The sequence below is a fragment of the Mannheimia pernigra genome, assembly GCF_013377995.1.
In the GTDB taxonomy this organism is placed as follows: Bacteria; Pseudomonadota; Gammaproteobacteria; order Enterobacterales; family Pasteurellaceae; genus Mannheimia; species Mannheimia pernigra.
Genome location: NZ_CP055305.1, coordinates 694,116 through 711,278 on the forward strand (window position 1 = coordinate 694,116; position 17,163 = coordinate 711,278).

Here is a 17,163-nt window from a genome sequence, read left to right on the forward strand (position 1 = left end):
GTTAAGATTGATTTTCTAAACTAAACCGCTGTTTTTTCAGAATTTCATCTATTTGAATACGACTTAAGCCGCTATCAACTAATGTTTGTTCTAAAACCTGCAACTGTTTTTCAAATTTTTCACGAGCTTTATGTACGTTGTAAGCGATAAAATCTGCGTTCAAGTCACTTTCAATCCGATAAAATTTGATATTCGAGACACAAGGGTAAAACCACTTAAATTTTGCGGTAAGCTCTTGAATTGCAATCGTGCCGTGCGCTTCGCTTACCCCTTCATTTCCTAAGTAAACGCTTCCTTGCAAATTTTCAAAGCCGTGCTGCTTCAATACATTATGAATATCGTAATAAGCGTTGTTAAACGTATTGCCGTGATAGTGTTCTTTTAGACAGTTGGTGTCCATATCGAAAGTAATGAGGTATCTGCTCATTTTAGGAATCTAGCTCCTCTAAGAAGTTGCACTTAATTTTACAGTGAAATATAACAATAAAAGGACTCCATAAAAAACACCATATTTTTTCTGAACATTATCATTGGTTGATTCATCAATATCCTTTCCCCAAAAAGAAAGAAAATAAGTAAAACATGAATACACAAATGCAAGAAAAATGATTAATTTTGATAGTCTCCAATATTCTTTTAGTTCTGTAGTATCATCGATTAAATATGATTTCAATTCATAAGATAATAATGGAACTATGAAGATAGCTAAAAAACCAAAAATATGCCAACTTCTTCTTAAGAAAGAAAAAATAGATATATTTACAGCCAATTTATCCTGAATAAGTTTTATCTCATTTACTTTTAAATTTTGTAGCATTAATGAAGATAGAGTGATTATAGTGATAATAGACTCAATAGAAAATATAGTATTTTTTCTTGTTTCTTCAACGATAAATATCATCCCACACCAACTAGCACAAGTTATTGTGTACAATAATATTTCTATAATGAGTTTAATGAATATATTTTTCATATTATAAAAGGGGCGAAACATTTTTCGCCCCTACGGTTATGGTGGAAGATTATTTATTGTCTTTCACTTCTTCAAATTCCGCATCAACCACACCGTCATCTTTTGGAGCTTGTTGTGGTTGCTCGCCAGCTTGGGCTTTTGCTTGAGCGGCTTGCATTAGCGGTTCTGAGGCTTTGATTAATGCTTCGATTTTTGCTTCGATCTCCGCTTTGTCTTCGCCTTTTGCAGCGGTTTCTAATTCTGCAATGGCTGCGTCGATTTTCGCTTTGTCGTCTGCATTTAACGCATCGCCTGCTTCAGTAATTTGCTTACGGGTTGCGTGAGCAATACCATCTGCTTGGTTGCGGGTTTGAACTAACTCTTCAAATTTTTTGTCTGCTTCAGCGTTCGCTTCCGCATCACGCACCATTTGTTCTACTTCTTCATCGCTTAAGCCTGAAGATGCTTGGATTTTGATTTGTTGTTCTTTGCCAGTGTTTTTGTCTTTCGCAGACACGTTGATGATACCGTTCGCGTCAATATCGAAAGTGACTTCAATTTGTGGCATACCGCGTGGAGCTGGGTTGATGCCTTCAAGATTGAATTGACCTAACGATTTGTTATCCGCTGCACGTTTACGCTCACCTTGTAACACGTGGATGGTTACCGCAGCTTGGTTGTCTTCCGCTGTTGAGAACACTTGCGATTTTTTGGTTGGAATCGTGGTGTTTTTCTCAATTAAGGTCGTCATCACGCCGCCCATTGTTTCGATACCCAATGAAAGTGGGGTTACGTCTAATAACAATACGTCTGTTACCGAGCCGCTTAATACGCCACCTTGCACTGCTGCACCGATTGCTACCGCTTCGTCTGGGTTCACGTCTTTGCGTGGTTCTTTGCCGAAGAAGTCTGCCACTTTTTTCTGTACTAATGGCATACGGGTTTGACCGCCCACTAAGATTACATCGTTGATGTCGCTAACTGATAAACCAGCGTCAGATAAAGCCGTTTTTAATGGCTCTAATGAACGGTTTACTAAATCTTCAACTAAAGATTCTAATTTCGCACGAGTCACTTTGATGTTTAAGTGTTTCGGACCACTTGCATCTGCTGTGATGTACGGAAGATTTACTTCAGTTTCTTGTGCCGAAGAAAGCTCAATTTTCGCTTTTTCCGCTGCTTCTTTCACACGTTGCATTGCCATTGGATCGTTGCGTAAATCAACGGCTTGTTCTTTTTTGAATTCTTCTACTAGGTAGTTAATGACTCGGTTGTCGAAGTCTTCACCACCTAAGTGGGTGTCACCATTGGTTGCACGCACTTCAAAGGTTTGCTCGCCGTCAAAGTTGTCGATTTCGATAATTGAAATATCGAATGTACCACCACCTAAGTCGTAAACGGCGATAGTTTGGTTCTCTTTCTTAGAATCTAAACCGTAGGCAAGTGCCGCCGCTGTTGGTTCGTTGATGATACGTTTTACATCTAAACCTGCAATACGACCCGCATCTTTAGTGGCTTGGCGTTGTGCATCGTTAAAGTATGCAGGAACCGTGATGACGGCTTCAGTTACTGGTTCGCCTAAGAAATCTTCCGCTGTTTTCTTCATTTTTTTCAAGATTTCTGCAGAGATTTGTGGCGGTGCTAATTTTTCGCCTTTTACGCTTACCCACGCATCGCCGTTGTCTGCTTTGCTGATTTCAAACGGCATAATTTCGATATCACGTTGCACTTCTGCATCAGTAAAACGACGACCAATTAAACGTTTTATAGCGAATAATGTATTTTTTGGGTTAGTGATCGCCTGACGTTTTGCTGGCTGACCGACTAAAGTTTCTTTATCTGTATAAGCAATAATTGATGGGGTTGTGCGAGCACCTTCTGCGTTTTCAATTACACGAGGTTTGTCGCCGTCCATTACCGCTACACAAGAGTTTGTTGTACCTAAGTCAATACCAATGATTTTACCCATATTTGATTCCTCTAGTTATAAATTCAGTTTTAAATAAACGGGATTTTGCTTTCCCGTTCAGACGAAACCATAAATAGGGGCAAAATTTAAAGCTTCAAGAGCAAAATAAAAAAAATTGCAAATTTTTCGAAAAAAGTGACCGCTTGTAGATGAATAAAATACAGTAAATAGATTTACAAACGGTTCTTCAAAACGCTATTATTCAACAAACTATCTATAGTAGGAAATAAGATGAAACTCATTACAACCATTATTCAACCTTCAAGATTAGACCAAGTGCGAGATGCACTTTTAGAAATGGGCGTGCAAGGTATGACGATTACCGAAGTGAAAGGTTTTGGGCGGCAATATGGGCACAGTGAGGAAGAGCTTACACAAATCAAAGGGATTGATTTTCGCCCGAAAGTAAAGATTGAAATATTGGTTTCAAATTATCAAACCGATGCGGTTATTGATGCCATTTTAAGTGCATCTTACTCAGGGCAGGTAGGCGATGGAAAAATTTATGTTGCCAATATTGAGCAGGTGATTCGCACGCGTACGGGTGAAACAGACGATGAAGCACTTTAAATGGAAACAAGACTTTTAGCTTAATGGTGGAGGTAATTAAAACCAGCTAGTAAATTACTCGCTGGTTTTAATATTAATGGCTTATTTAATTAGGTTTCTAGCCCCAAATTGATTGCCGATAATAAAGGCAATTAACCCAATTATGAGAGAGGGAACTATGGCGTGGAAGTTGAAAATTGAGAATTTAAATATCGTCATTAAAACATAGCTGCTTAGCCCCGCTAATATCGAGAAAATTGCCCCTGTGGCATTGGCTTTTTTCCAGTAGAGCCCAAGTATAATTACCCAGAGAAATGTTGCTTCTAAGCCGCCTAAAGAGAGTAGGTTTAGCCAAATTAACATATCAGGCGGATTCATTGCCGCAAACACTAAAAACACGGTGAATGTGAGTGTCGTAATGGTGGAGAATAATTTGATTTTTTTTTCGTTGTTGATGGCATTGGGTTTAACGGCTAAATAAAGATCTTTAATTAACGTTGAGGAAGATTGAATCAACATAGAATCAATAGATGACATAATGGCAGCCATTGGGGCAGCTAAGAAAATACCCGCCACAACAGGTGGAAGCACTTGAACCATTAACGTTGGGATCACTTGATCGGGTACTTTAAGATCAGGCACAATCGCTCTGCCTAATACGCCTGAAAGGTGCATACCCAACATTAAAATAGCTATCATAATCGTACCAATAATCATTGCTTGATGTAATGCTTGGCTATTTTTATATGCCATACTTCTCACTGCAATATGCGGTAAACCTATTAAGCCAAAACAGACCAAAACCCAAAATGATGTCATAAACGTGAAATCCAGTGGGCGTTCATCAATACCGTAGGGGCTGGTTAGCTGCGGGTTAATCGCTTCAAGCGTATTCATTGCATTTTCTACGCCGCCTGCGGCATACACAATACCACCAAACAAAATGGTGGTACCAACTATCATCACTAAGCCTTGAATAGTATCGGTGAGCACAACTGCTCTAAACCCACCAATAAACGTATAAAGCCCTACAGTAGCTGCAAAAACAATTACGGCCATTTGGTAAGGAATGCCGAGTGTCGTTTCAAGCAGGCGTCCTGCCCCAATAAATTGCACCGCCATCATAGCAAAAAATGAGAGCAACAAGGCGAAACTGGCAAGCCATACAACAACTTTATTTTGATAGCGGGCAAGCAACATATCATTAATGGTTACGCTATTATGTTTACGGGCGAGCAAGGCAAATTTTTTGCCTAATGCACCTAAAGAAAGTAACACCGCAGGTACTTGAATCATTGCAAGTAAAACCCAGCCTAAGCCATATTTATAAGCCGCACCTGGTCCGCCGATAAACGAACTTGCTCCCACATAGGTTGCAGCGGTTGTCATAGCCAGAACAAAGCCTGACATTGAACGTCCGCCGATATAATATTCTGATATAAAACTGCCACCTTGACGTTTTCGATACGCGTAGAAAGCGACACCAAATACGAAAAAGAGATAGGCAAGGAGGGGCAAGATCATTTCATTATTCATTCATTTACTTCCAGATCGATATTTTTATATACTTTTTTAATCACAATAGTGGCGATAAGCGTAAAAATAATAGGTAAAAAAATACAAGAAAGCTCAAACCAAATTGGAAAGCCAAAAATGCCTCTACCTTGTGGCGAAAAATAAGCAAAGCCTACCCAACCACACATATAAATCAGAGTGAGCCAAACTGCCCAACGTGCTTCTTTTTTTAATTGTGGAGACATAATGTACCTTGATATTAGAGAGATAAAAATAACATTTGCTAATCTAAGATGTTTTAATATTGCCAATTGTCAGGATCAATACCCAACTCACGCATTTTTTTCTTTGCTTCTTCAGGGATTTCATCAGCTCTCTCTTTCATCAGATCTTCATCATTAGGTAAAGGCTGTCCAGTAAATGCGTGTAAAAATGCCTCGCATAATAATTCGCTATTTGTTGCGTGGCGAAGATTTTTGATTTGGCGACGTGTACGTTCATTAGTTAAAATTTCCAATACTTTAATTGGAATAGAAACCGTGACTTTCTTTACTTGTTCGCTTTTTTTACCGTGTTCTGCATAGGGGCTGATATATTCACCGTTCCAGTCTGCCATTATTGATTACTCCTCAAATTTTGTGCGTATTGTAATTAAAAGTGAAGTACATAACAATCTAGACGTCTGGATTTCTAGGATTAAAAATGGCTTTTTGTTTTGTATTTTTAATTAACTTCGTTAAAATGGCTAAAATTTATTTCTAAAAGGAAAATTTATGAAATTATCCTCATTAAAGCAACTTTTTGTTGTATTCAGCGTCGTGCTGTTAGCGGCTTGTTCTTCCAGTATTAACCCTCAAACAGGTGTGCGTGATGACCCTCTTGAAGGCTTTAACCGAGCAATGTGGAAGGTCAATTATGATTATCTCGATCCTTATGTGCTAAAACCTGTAGCAAAAGGCTGGAAAGATTATGTTCCTAGCCCAGTAAAAACAGGCTTAGTCAATGTAGCGAATAATCTTGATGAGCCAGTGAGCTTTATTAACCGCCTACTTGAAGGGGAAGGCAAGAAAGCAATGGTTCACTTCAACCGTTTTTGGATCAACACCGTCTTTGGACTTGGCGGATTAATTGACTGGGCAAGCTTAGATGAAGACTTGCGTCTAAATAATGGGCAACGTGGTTTAGGCGAAAGTTTAGGTGCAAACGGTGTGCCTGCTGGTGCTTATATTATGATGCCTGCTTATGGTGCCACCACGCCACGCCAAGGCGTTGGCAGTGCGGTGGAAGCAGGTTATTCTGTCTTAACTTATGTAGGTACAACACCTTGGTCGATTGCTAAATACGTTGTACAAGGCATTGACACCCGCTCTAAATTATTAGAACAAGAGGCATTGTTAACGCAAGCACAAGACCCTTATGTCACCTTCCGCGAAGCCTACTTTCAAAACTTAGAATTTAAAGTGAAAGATGGCAATGTTGAGCCAAGCCAACAAGAACAACTCTCTGAAGAAGAATTGAAAAATATTGATTAATCATACAAGCGGTGGTTTTTTACCATTTTTTTTGCAAAAAAACACCGCTTGTTCTCTCTACTCAAAACGAAATGAAAAAACATATCCATATTTTAGGTATTTGTGGCACTTTTATGGGCGGTATCGCGATGATTGCCCGAGAGCTTGGCTACAAAGTAACTGGCTCAGATATTAACGTTTACCCCCCAATGAGCACTTTTTTAGCTTCTCACGGCATTGAAATTATTCCGCATTATGATGTTAGCCAGCTCCACCCTGCACCTGATTTGGTGGTTATTGGTAATGCGATGAGCCGTGGTAACCCGTGCGTAGAGTATGTGCTAGATAATCAACTTCATTACACCTCAGGCCCACAATGGCTACACGATCATTTATTAAAAGACAAATGGGTGCTCGCGGTGTCTGGCACACACGGCAAAACGACAACCACAGGAATGCTTGCCTGGATTTTAGACCAAAACGGCATTCACACAGGATTTTTAATTGGCGGATTGGCAGGTAATTTCGGTATTTCTGCCAGAGCAGGCAACAGCCCATTCTTTGTGATTGAAGCTGATGAATACGATTCCGCCTTCTTCGACAAACGCTCTAAATTTGTGCATTACAGCCCAAAAACGCTGATTATCAACAATATGGAGTTTGACCACGCCGATATTTTTGCGGATTTAAACGCCATTCAACGCCAATTTCATCACCTTATCCGCACCATACCCCAAAGCGGCTGTATTTTATCCGCCCTTTCTGATGAAAACGTACAAGCAACGCTCAAAATGGGCAGCTACAGCCAATTACAATTTATTGGCGAACAAAAAGAATGGTTTGCAAAGCCACTCAACGCCGACTGCTCACAATTTGAAGTCTTTCATTTAAGCAATAAAAAAGGCGAAGTGCATTGGTCTCTCATTGGCAAACACAATATGCACAACGCCCTAATGGCAATTGCAGCCGCCCACCACGCAGGCGTTGAAGTAGAAAATGCCTGCCACGCATTAGGCACATTTATTAACGCCAACCGCCGTTTAGAAGTCAAAGGCGAAATAAACGGCATTACGGTGTATGATGATTTTGCCCACCACCCAACCGCAATTGAAGCCACCATTGATGCCTTACGTGGCAAAGTAGGGCAACATCAACGGATTTTAGCGGTGCTAGAGCCACGTTCAAATACGATGAAAATGGGCATACATAAAGACGAGATTGCTCCCAGCCTGCACGATGCCCAAGCGGTATTTATCTATCAGCCCGAAATGCTTACCTGGAACGTGAGTGAGATTACCAATGCTTTATCGCAACCTGCCTCCTACTGGTCGGAAAATCTAGATGATTTAGTCGCCCTAATCGCCAAACAAGCCAAACCAACTGACCATATTTTAGTGATGAGCAACGGGGCATTTGGTGGGATTCATCAAAAACTACTCACTAAATTAGCCGAAAAATAAATCTCACAAGCGGTAAATTTTTCACAAAATATGACCGCTTGTGCCTTTATGCACTATCATCCTTTTCGTGAACGAATTTACTGGATTTTTAAATAAATCAACAAGACAAATTATAAGCAATTTGATAATATACACTGCTTTTTTTAAATAATGAAAATTACCTATATAAAGAGGACAATATGAATAAAATCTATCGTGTAGTTTTTACCCCCCCCCCCCCCCCCCCACACACACACACACACACACACACCTTTCAAGCTGTATGTGAAAATGCTAAATCAAGGAAAGTGCCGTAGCACTGTCAAAATATTAACGCTGAGTGCATTGGCTGCTTCGGTCATCCTTTCTATTCCAAATGCAGTTGCTCAGCTTACGCCTGTACCTCCTCCAACAAACGCCACTCATCGCATAACAGGGAACGCGATCGATTACACTTGTATTTCCAACTTAGGAGAATTGCAAGGAGGGGATTTTAATGATGACTTTGATAGGTTAATGGAAAGATGTGGCGGCAATGATGTTTATAAAAACAATATGACCTATCTTTTTGATCCGATATATGGGAGATTGTCATTAGGATATGGTGCTTGGGCTGATCGTGAATATGGCGTAGCAATTGGCTATGACACAAAAGCAAATGCTAAATATAGTACAGCAGTGGGCAGCAAGGCAAAAGCTGATGGCGTGAATGCATCAGCATTTGGTGCAGATGCTCAAGCGAGCGAAATTGCTGCAACCGCATTAGGTACGGCTGCCAAAGCTATGAGTGGTGCAAGTATCGCTGTCGGTACTTCTGTTGCTGTGGCTACAGAAAGCATTGCTGTTGGTACAGGTGCTATTGCAGGTACTGATGATTATTATGAGAGGATTATAAATAATGACTTACAAATTGACGAGTTTCGAAATTTAGCTTATTTGGAGGAACTAAAAAAACAAAACAAGGCGGAAGATGAGCTTACTTTAGAGGAAAAAAAAGAGATTTTGAATGCTGCTGCTACAAAAGCCAACGAAGAGATGAAAAAGCTAAAAGACAATGCTCAAAAAGTTAAAGCTGGGTTCCAAAGCATTGCCATTGGTTCGCATGCATCAACCAATGGAGACGACAGCATTGCGTTAGGCCACTCTGCAATCGCTTACAAACATAATGCAATGGCATTGGGTCTTGAATCCGAGGCCTTCGGCGAGAGTAGCATTGCCTTTGGTGTAGACTCAGAAGCGGGGGGCTTGTACTCCACCGCTTTAGGGCATCGTACACATGCATATGCCAGAGGTGCCACCGCTTTGGGTGAAAGGGCAGAAGTAGCCTTCGGTGCTACAGTTGGCACCGCATTGGGTGCGGGTGCTTATGTTTCAGTTTTAGGCGAATCTGGTACTGCCATCGGTACAGCAGCACAAGTTTATGCACAGTATAGCACGGCGGTTGGTTCAAATGCTCAAGCAAGAAAACAAGGTGCGGTCGCATTGGGTGCAAACTCTTTGGCAGATCGTGCTGGACTGCCAGAAGGTGCAACCACCGCCAGCACCACACCGAATGCTGCCCAAAACAGCGTGTATTCGCCAACCAATACCGCAGAAGATAACGCAGAGATTTTGGCAACCGTCAAAGGCACTGAAAATGGTGCAGTGTCGGTAGGTGCAACAGATGAAACCACTCGCCAAATCATCAATGTGGCCGCAGGGAGTGCCGACTCTGATGCGGTCAATGTGGCACAGTTAAAAGCCACGGCCGCCAAATACTTTGCCGATAAAGATTTGTCTGCTGACAAGCCTGCCATTGATACAGCCACCGCCAAAACTATGCCTAATCGTGTGCTAGGAATTAAGGGTAAAGAGACAGCTGCTCAAACAGACACAAAAACAGAAAAAAAAGATACAGATGCTAAAAATCGTGCTGATACCCAAAATATCATCACCACCATTGACACTGTCACCAACACTGTATCGGTGGAGCTAAGTTCGCATGTGAAGGGTTTGTCTAGCTTGCAGTTTGACGCCCAGCAAGGGGTTAAAATTGGTGATAAAGATACCAGTGCTGTAGCTAATTCTGTGGCGATTGGTAGGGGGGCTACTGTTGCAAGTGGTCAGAATCCAGGCATTGGGTATAGACAAAATCCTAATTTTTCAACCGACCATAACACCGTAGCACCCACGCAGGTTTCCCAAAATATCAAAGTATTTCAATCTATAAATGGTGTGGCATTGGGCGATAAAGCCACCGCAGGAAAAGGGGCAACTGCTATCGGTGGATATGCCCAAGCTAAAGGCACTTATGCAGTAGGCGTGGGTTCAGCAGTATCCGCCAAAGGTTATAATAGTGTCGCTATCGGTCAGGGGGCGCAGGCAACAGGCAATAGCACGCTCTCTATGGGGCGTGAATCGGTAGCATCTGGTAGTTATGCGACCGCTATCGGCAATGTGGCATCTGCCATAGCAGATGGTGCATTTGCAGTAGGGCATTCAGCACAAGCCACAGGTAAGCGTACGATTGCCATTGGGGCGGTAGAAACTGATGGCAAGAATACCGATGGCGTGCATAATCCGAATGGTACTCGTGCCACTGCAGACGATGCGATTGCGTTAGGTACAGGTGCGTATGCTAGTAAGATAAATGCTATTGCCATCGGTACAGGTGCAAAAGCACTTGGCGACAATGCGATTTCTATCGGTAAGGGCAATACCGTTAATGGCAACAATTCAGGTGCTTTGGGTGATCCAAGCACTATTGATGCCAATAATTCCTATTCGGTGGGTAATGATAATAACTTGGTACAAGGACAAAACGATGTCTTTGCCTTAGGTAATAGTATTACCCAGACTACTAATAACTCTGTATTTTTAGGTTCAAATTCAGCCTATACCGTAGGTAATAATACTGCAGGTTTGGTAAAAGCAGCAGATGCTACTATTAATAATGTTACCTATGGCAATTTTGTAGGCAATGCAGATATCACCACAGGTGTGATCTCGGTGGGTGATAAAGACAAAGAACGCCGTATCCAAAATGTGGCGGCTGGTGCTATTACCGAGAGCTCAACCGATGCGATTAACGGATCGCAGCTATACTTTGTGGCAAAAGGTACTTTGGACCAAATTCCTGTCATCTATGTCAACAAAGACGGTAAGAAAGTGTACAAAAAGCCTGATGGCACTTTTGTTGATGAAGATGGTGCTACAGTAACAGTCACCGGAGACAATCCGCTCAGCGTTGCGTTGAAAAATCATGATGGCTCTACCAAAACGCCAATGATTTTAAACAATCTGAAAAGTGGTTTGACTAAGGTAGATGGTACAGGGCTTTTGAATCTTAATGATCCGAAAATCAAAGATGACACGGCAGCCACAGTGGGCGATTTGCGTGCGATGGCTTGGGCGATTGGTACTGGCAATGTGGGTGCTCCTGTGAATGACTTTACATTTAGTAAGGTCATTCAAAACGGTGGTATGGTAAAGTTTGTCGGTGATAATGGCGTACAGGTATCAGGCAAAACTACTGCTGACGGTGTGCAGCTTATCACTGTTAAGGGTACCAGTATCAGCAAACAAGAGCGCGATTATGGCTATGATTTAACCATCATCAAGCCAGACGGCACCCAAGAAGTACTAACGATCAAAAACGGTGCCAAAGGCGACCGTGGTGAAGCGGGTCCTAAAGGTGAAGCAGGTGCTGTAGGGCCAACAGGGCCTATCGGTCCACAGGGGCCAGCGGGTGCCAAAGGTGACCGTGGTGAAGTGGGTCCTAAAGGTGAAGCAGGTGCTGTAGGGCCAACAGGGCCTATCGGTCCACAGGGGCCAGCGGGTGCCAAAGGTGACCGTGGTGAAGCGGGTCCTAAAGGTGAAGCAGGTGCTGTAGGGCCAACAGGGCCTATCGGTCCACAGGGGCCAGCGGGTGCCAAAGGTGACCGTGGTGAAGCGGGTCCTAAAGGTGAAACAGGTGCTGTAGGGCCAACAGGGCCTATCGGTCCACAGGGGCCAGCGGGTGCCAAAGGTGACCGTGGTGAAGCGGGTCCTAAAGGTGAAACAGGTGCTGTAGGGCCAACAGGGCCTATCGGTCCACAGGGGCCAGAGGGTGCTAAAGGCGACCGTGGTGAAGTGGGTCCTAAAGGTGAAACAGGTGCTGTAGGGCCAACAGGGCCTATCGGTCCACAGGGGCCAGCGGGTGCCAAAGGTGACCGTGGTGAAGCGGGTCCTAAAGGTGAAACAGGTGCTGTAGGGCCAACAGGGCCTATCGGTCCACAGGGGCCAGCGGGTGCCAAAGGTGACCGTGGTGAAGCGGGTCCTAAAGGTGAAGCAGGTGCTGTAGGGCCAACAGGGCCTATCGGTCCACAGGGGCCAGCGGGTGCCAAAGGTGACCGTGGTGAAGCGGGTCCTAAAGGTGAAACAGGTGCTGTAGGGCCAACAGGGCCTATCGGTCCACAGGGGCCAGCGGGTGCCAAAGGTGACCGTGGTGAAGCGGGTCCTAAAGGTGAAACAGGTGCTGTAGGGCCAACAGGGCCTATCGGTCCACAGGGGCCAGAGGGTGCTAAAGGCGACCGTGGTGAAGTGGGTCCTAAAGGTGAAACAGGTGCTGTAGGGCCAACAGGGCCTATCGGTCCACAGGGGCCAGCGGGTGCCAAAGGTGACCGTGGTGAAGCGGGTCCTAAAGGTGAAACAGGTGCTGTAGGGCCAACAGGGCCTATCGGTCCACAGGGGCCAGCGGGTGCCAAAGGTGACCGTGGTGAAGCGGGTCCTAAAGGTGAAACAGGTGCTGTAGGGCCAACAGGGCCTATCGGTCCACAGGGGCCAGCGGGTGCCAAAGGTGACCGTGGTGAAGCGGGTCCTAAAGGTGAAGCAGGTGCTGTAGGGCCAACAGGGCCTATCGGTCCACAGGGGCCAGCGGGTGCTAAAGGCGACCGTGGTGAAGTGGGTCCTAAAGGTGAAACAGGTGCTGTAGGGCCAACAGGGCCTATCGGTCCACAGGGGCCAGCGGGTGCCAAAGGTGACCGTGGTGAAGCGGGTCCTAAAGGTGAAGCAGGTGCTGTAGGGCCAACAGGGCCTATCGGTCCACAGGGGCCACAAGGCCCAGGCGGTCAATTACAGAGTGAATTAGATAACATCGGTTGGGAGCTAACTGTTGTAGGCAATACGGCTAAAGATTCAGAACAGGGATCTAAAAAGGTGAAAAATAAGGGGAACGTAACGGTTTCTGGTGGTAAAAATATGGTTGTTTCACGTAAAGATTCAACAGTTGAAGTTGCCACTTCAAGTACTCCTGAATTTGATACCGTGAAAGTAGGCAATACCACTATCAGTTCATCTATTGCACAAGATGGTGTAAATGAAGTGAACTTGGTGGGGGCGAATAATGCACCAACACGCATTACAAATGTTGCTCCAGGTGTGAAAGGCACAGATGCAGTGAATGTAAACCAGTTAAAAGGTGCGGTAAGTCATCTTGATAATAAGATCAACCGTAACAATCGTAACTTGCGAGCAGGCATTGCAGGGGCGAATGCCGCAGCAGGCTTACCACAGGTTTACATTCCAGGTAAATCAATGATTGCTGCATCAGCAGGCACTTTCAAAGGTGAAAATGCAGTTGCAGTGGGTTACTCTCGCTCAAGCAATAACGGCAAACTTATCTTGAAATTACAAGGTAATGCGAATACTAGCGGAGACTTCGGTGGCTCTATGGGAGTTGGTTACCAGTGGTAATTTATTTATAGTGGTTTAAATCCCTTTCTTTGGAAAGGGATTTTTACTTGGTATAGAGCAATCAGCACAAGCGGTTAAATTTTGTTAAAATTTTGCTATTATGTAGCAGTTGCAAAAAATTGCTAAAATTCAACCGCTTGTAATGGAGGAATAATGAAAAAAGAAGACATCCAAAAAATGCAAGATCGTTATAACGAATGGGCGGAATTACTGCCTGAGTTGGAAAAAAGCCTTGAACAGTGGAAGAAAGCCGTCGAGCTTTTAGAGCCATTAAGCCAATTTTATGATGGTCCGAAATGGCGTAAATTGCATGAAAGTTTTAATGAAGAGTTAGAGACAAAGGGCAATTATAGTGTGTTGTCTGAAGATGCGCTGTGGAATGCGTTATCAGAACAACATCAATTAGCGTTAGAGTGGTTGAAATTATCAACCGCATATATTACGAAAGAATAAAATAAAAACAGATGCTAAAGTGAGCATCTGTTTTTATTCGTGAGGGACTTGTTTGTTAGCGTAATAAGCAGAACCACGAATTAACATTCTAAGCTGCATAATCACACGTTGTTTGAGCTTTTCTCGTTCTTGGTTATTCATATCTAGTGCGTGAGAGCCAGCAGTAAATACTAAAGTCACCAATCCTTCCGCTTGAATATAGGCGAGTGCTCGCTTGCTGTGGTTATCTTTTCCCATAATGTAATCAGCTAATTCGGCAACAAAGTGCTGGATTTCTCGTGAAGCGGCAGTTCTAAAGGCTTGTGATGTACCCGAGCTTTCTCGTAGCAGTAATCGGAATACATTCGGTCTATCGGCAATTAATTCAAAAAAAGTATCAACAGATACAATCACAACGCTACCGCCACTAGCAATTCGTTTGCGTGCCTGACGCATTAATTGTCGGAGAAGTAAACCAGACTCATCAACCATTGCTAAGCCTAGCTCGTCCATATCTTTGAAATGGCGATAAAACGACGTTGGGGCAACGCCTGCTTCACGGGCAACTTCTCTTAGGCTGAGGTTGGAAAAGCTTTTTTCTGGACTTAATTGGTTAAACGCAGCCTCAACTAATGCTCTGCGTGTTTTTTCTTTTTGAATGGCTCGTATGCTGACTACATTTGCCATTTTAAACCTCAGCTTTGGTAATCTGTGTGATTGCTTGAGCTAAACGCTCATAGCGAACACGTAATGGTGAACCTGGTCGGTAAACCATACCCACTGTACGGAAGGGTTTGGGATTATTAAAAGGTATATAGCAAATGCCCTCTGTTGGCTTGGCTGCTAGTTTAGGCATCAGTGCTATACCGATATTTGCTGCAACCATATTGCGTAAAGTTTCTAAATTAGTTGCTTTAAAATGCGGATTTTCTTTTGCACCAATAGATAAACAGTAATCAAGCGTATGGGTTCGTAAGCAATGCCCACCATCAAGGAATAGTAACTCTTTGTTCTTTAATAAACCGATATCTAATTTATCTAGCTTCGCCCATTCGTGATTTTCTGGCACAACTAAATAAATTTCTTCATCAAAAATAGGTACTTCGATAAAAGGTTCACTTTCTTTGACAAATGAGATAATTCCGCAATCTAATTGCCCTGATTCAAGATGATCTAATAGTTGATTGGTTTGTAATTCGTAAAGATAAAGCTCTAAATCAGTAAACTCTTTTTTCAATGCAGGAATAATGATGGGAGAAAGATAAGGCCCGAGTGTAGGGATGACCCCAATATGAAGTGGGCCAGACATCTCTTTACCTTGATTGCTTGCCATTTCTTTTAGAATCTTCACTTCTCTTAATACGACTTTTGCTTGTTCCACTAGCGTTAAGCCTGCTTGCGTAAAAAGCACTTTTCGGCTGGTGCGTTCTAGTAAAATTGTGCCTAGCTCCTGTTCTAATTTACGGATTTGCCCACTTAATGTTGGCTGGCTAACATTACAAGACTCCGCTGCGCGGCGGAAATGTTTATAGTCTGCTAGGGCAATTAGGTATTCTAAATCTCGAATATTCAATTTATTTCTCCAATTTGATATTTTCCTATTCATCCGATGGGTGGATTATGCCATATTTGCAAGGTTAATGTTGAGCATTTTACAATATAACTTTGTTAGTTGATAGGATTTGACGATAAGTTTTGATTTTTAATTCGGTTAAATAAATTAATAAGAGACGAGGAGAATTTTCTCAATAACAGAAAATGGGGCTTAATGCCCCATTTAGACGCGATTTATTTTAATAAATAAGCACGTAAGGTGGCAAAATCTGCGGGCATTTCATCAGATAACAGCGGTAATTTATTGTGTTTATCTAATGCTTCTGGAAGTGGTAATTCAATGTCTAAAATACGCTCAACAGATTCTTTAAATTTAGCTGGGTGAGCGGTACATAAGAAAATACCTGTTTCGCCTGCTTGTAGTTGGTCTTTTAAGCTTTGGTAAGCAATTGCACCGTGTGGCTCGCATAAATAACCTTCTGCATATTGGGCTTTTAAGGCTGCTTCGGTTTCTTCATCATTTAATGTGGCTGAGCCTAAATTTGATAAGCTCCAGTTATTACGTTTAAATAATTCTTCAACACGTGGCCAGTTATTTGGACGACTTACATCCATTGCATTAGAAAGGGTTGCAATGGTTGCATTTGGCTCCCATTTGCCTGATTGTAAATAGCGTGGAACGGTATCGTTAGCATTCGTTGAGGCAATAAAGCGTTTAATAGGTAAGCCCATTGACTTGGCAATTAAACCAGCGGTTAAGTTACCAAAGTTACCACTTGGCACAGATATTATAACGTTATCACGTTTTTCTTTAGGTAGCTGTGCTACTGCTTCAAAGTAATAACAAACTTGAGCCAATAGGCGGCTGATGTTAATAGAGTTTGCCGAGTTCAAACCGATTGCTTGGCGAAGTTCTACATCATCAAAGGCTTGTTTTACTAATGCTTGGCACGCATCAAAATCTGACTCAATCGCCACCGTGCGAATATTACCGCCTAATGTACAGAATAATTTTTCTTGTAATCGGCTGATTTTACCTTTTGGATAAAGAATCACCACATTGATATTCTCTAAGCCATAGAATGCGTGAGCCACTGCCGCTCCAGTATCACCTGAAGTTGCGGTTAAAATAGTAATTTTGCCATCGCCACGCACATTCGCTAACGCTTGAGCCATAAAACGTCCACCAAAGTCTTTAAAGGCTAGGGTTGGACCATGAAATAATTCTAACGCATAAATATTATCATTTACTTTGGCAAGCGGTGCAGGGAACGTAAACGCATTTTTTACCATTGCATTTAACGTTTCTGTGGGTAATTCTTCCCCGATTAATGCGGAAAGAATTTTTTGGCTACGTTCTACTAAAGGTAAATCAAGTAATTCGTCAATATTGTCTAATTTGGGTAAAATGTCAGGGAAAAATAATCCTTGATTTGTGCCTAAACCTTGGCGTACGGCTTGGGCGAAATTGACTTGCTCTTGAGGATGTTTGATGTTGTATAAGTTCATTGAGGGGTCCTTGTTTAAAAT

Annotated in this window: 14 protein-coding genes; 5 read left to right on the forward strand and 9 right to left on the reverse strand. The window is 42.8% G+C overall.

Going from position 1 to position 17,163, the window contains the following annotated elements; translation table 11 throughout:
• Position 1: 1 nt before the first annotated feature.
• The 3 genes from HV560_RS03435 to dnaK are packed head-to-tail and all read right to left on the reverse strand — an operon-like array spanning position 2 to position 2,921.
• A complete protein-coding gene (locus HV560_RS03435; RefSeq protein WP_176809559.1) occupies positions 2-427 on the reverse strand; it encodes a VapD in 426 nt (141 codons plus the stop codon).
• A gap of 18 nt (positions 428-445) precedes the next feature.
• Complete coding sequence (locus HV560_RS03440; protein ID WP_238348729.1) at positions 446-973, reverse strand: hypothetical protein; 528 nt, start codon at positions 971-973, stop codon at positions 446-448.
• A 49-nt stretch (positions 974-1,022) separates the two neighbouring features.
• The gene (gene dnaK, locus HV560_RS03445; RefSeq protein ID WP_176812150.1) at positions 1,023-2,921 is read right to left on the reverse strand and encodes a molecular chaperone DnaK; all 1,899 of its coding nucleotides are present in this window, start codon (positions 2,919-2,921) and stop codon (positions 1,023-1,025) included.
• Between the two features lie 231 nt (positions 2,922-3,152).
• Here dnaK and HV560_RS03450 point away from each other — a divergent pair, with 231 nt between their 5' ends.
• Positions 3,153-3,491, forward strand: coding sequence for a P-II family nitrogen regulator (locus HV560_RS03450; RefSeq protein ID WP_159628982.1), 339 nt, complete (start codon positions 3,153-3,155; stop codon positions 3,489-3,491).
• Positions 3,492-3,572: 81 nt separating this feature from the next.
• Here HV560_RS03450 and panF read toward each other — a convergent pair whose 3' ends face one another.
• The 3 genes from panF to metJ are packed head-to-tail and all read right to left on the reverse strand — an operon-like array spanning position 3,573 to position 5,601.
• Complete coding sequence (gene panF / locus HV560_RS03455; protein WP_176812151.1) at positions 3,573-5,006, reverse strand: sodium/pantothenate symporter; 1,434 nt, start codon at positions 5,004-5,006, stop codon at positions 3,573-3,575.
• Positions 5,003-5,230: a YhdT family protein gene (locus HV560_RS03460; protein WP_371739913.1), complete on the reverse strand. Its 228-nt coding sequence runs from the start codon at positions 5,228-5,230 to the stop codon at positions 5,003-5,005. The genes panF and HV560_RS03460 overlap by 4 nt, the downstream gene beginning before the upstream one ends.
• Before the next feature lie 53 nt (positions 5,231-5,283).
• Positions 5,284-5,601, reverse strand: coding sequence for a met regulon transcriptional regulator MetJ (gene metJ, locus HV560_RS03465; protein WP_159628985.1), 318 nt, complete (start codon positions 5,599-5,601; stop codon positions 5,284-5,286).
• Positions 5,602-5,758: 157 nt separating this feature from the next.
• Between metJ and HV560_RS03470 the strand changes: the two genes are divergently transcribed.
• The 4 genes from HV560_RS03470 (at position 5,759) to HV560_RS03485 (ending at position 14,100) form a co-directional block, all read left to right on the forward strand.
• Entirely contained in the window at positions 5,759-6,517 is a 759-nt protein-coding gene (locus HV560_RS03470) for an MlaA family lipoprotein (RefSeq protein WP_159628986.1), read from the forward strand.
• Positions 6,518-6,588: 71 nt separating this feature from the next.
• Positions 6,589-7,956, forward strand: coding sequence for a UDP-N-acetylmuramate:L-alanyl-gamma-D-glutamyl-meso-diaminopimelate ligase (mpl, locus tag HV560_RS03475; protein WP_176812152.1), 1,368 nt, complete (start codon positions 6,589-6,591; stop codon positions 7,954-7,956).
• A 270-nt stretch (positions 7,957-8,226) separates the two neighbouring features.
• The gene (locus HV560_RS03480) at positions 8,227-13,647 is read left to right on the forward strand and encodes a YadA-like family protein (protein WP_176812153.1); all 5,421 of its coding nucleotides are present in this window, start codon (positions 8,227-8,229) and stop codon (positions 13,645-13,647) included.
• Between the two features lie 153 nt (positions 13,648-13,800).
• Positions 13,801-14,100, forward strand: coding sequence for a DUF4298 domain-containing protein (locus HV560_RS03485; protein ID WP_176807633.1), 300 nt, complete (start codon positions 13,801-13,803; stop codon positions 14,098-14,100).
• Between the two features lie 33 nt (positions 14,101-14,133).
• Here HV560_RS03485 and fabR read toward each other — a convergent pair whose 3' ends face one another.
• From fabR to thrC, 3 genes are all read right to left on the reverse strand, one after another.
• Entirely contained in the window at positions 14,134-14,766 is a 633-nt protein-coding gene (gene fabR / locus HV560_RS03490) for an HTH-type transcriptional repressor FabR (RefSeq protein ID WP_176812154.1), read from the reverse strand.
• Position 14,767: 1 nt separating this feature from the next.
• Positions 14,768-15,652, reverse strand: coding sequence for a DNA-binding transcriptional regulator OxyR (oxyR, locus tag HV560_RS03495; RefSeq protein WP_176807631.1), 885 nt, complete (start codon positions 15,650-15,652; stop codon positions 14,768-14,770).
• A 215-nt stretch (positions 15,653-15,867) separates the two neighbouring features.
• A complete protein-coding gene (thrC, locus tag HV560_RS03500; RefSeq protein WP_176807630.1) occupies positions 15,868-17,142 on the reverse strand; it encodes a threonine synthase in 1,275 nt (424 codons plus the stop codon).
• Positions 17,143-17,163 lie beyond the last annotated feature (21 nt).

Bases quoted from the DNA above. Each gene is read 5' to 3' on its own strand.
- HV560_RS03435 (WP_176809559.1), bottom strand. From the start codon at position 427: ATGAGCAGATACCTCATTACTTTCGATATGGACACCAACTGTCTAAAA.
- HV560_RS03485 (WP_176807633.1), top strand. From the start codon at position 13,801: ATGAAAAAAGAAGACATCCAAAAAATGCAAGATCGTTATAACGAATGG.
- HV560_RS03480 (WP_176812153.1), top strand. From the start codon at position 8,227: ATGCTAAATCAAGGAAAGTGCCGTAGCACTGTCAAAATATTAACGCTG.
- fabR (WP_176812154.1), bottom strand. From the start codon at position 14,766: ATGGCAAATGTAGTCAGCATACGAGCCATTCAAAAAGAAAAAACACGC.
- mpl (WP_176812152.1), top strand. From the start codon at position 6,589: ATGAAAAAACATATCCATATTTTAGGTATTTGTGGCACTTTTATGGGC.
- HV560_RS03450 (WP_159628982.1), top strand. From the start codon at position 3,153: ATGAAACTCATTACAACCATTATTCAACCTTCAAGATTAGACCAAGTG.
- HV560_RS03460 (WP_371739913.1), bottom strand. From the start codon at position 5,230: ATGTCTCCACAATTAAAAAAAGAAGCACGTTGGGCAGTTTGGCTCACT.
- thrC (WP_176807630.1), bottom strand. From the start codon at position 17,142: ATGAACTTATACAACATCAAACATCCTCAAGAGCAAGTCAATTTCGCC.
- HV560_RS03470 (WP_159628986.1), top strand. From the start codon at position 5,759: ATGAAATTATCCTCATTAAAGCAACTTTTTGTTGTATTCAGCGTCGTG.
- HV560_RS03440 (WP_238348729.1), bottom strand. From the start codon at position 973: ATGAAAAATATATTCATTAAACTCATTATAGAAATATTATTGTACACA.
- panF (WP_176812151.1), bottom strand. From the start codon at position 5,006: ATGAATAATGAAATGATCTTGCCCCTCCTTGCCTATCTCTTTTTCGTA.
- dnaK (WP_176812150.1), bottom strand. From the start codon at position 2,921: ATGGGTAAAATCATTGGTATTGACTTAGGTACAACAAACTCTTGTGTA.
- metJ (WP_159628985.1), bottom strand. From the start codon at position 5,601: ATGGCAGACTGGAACGGTGAATATATCAGCCCCTATGCAGAACACGGT.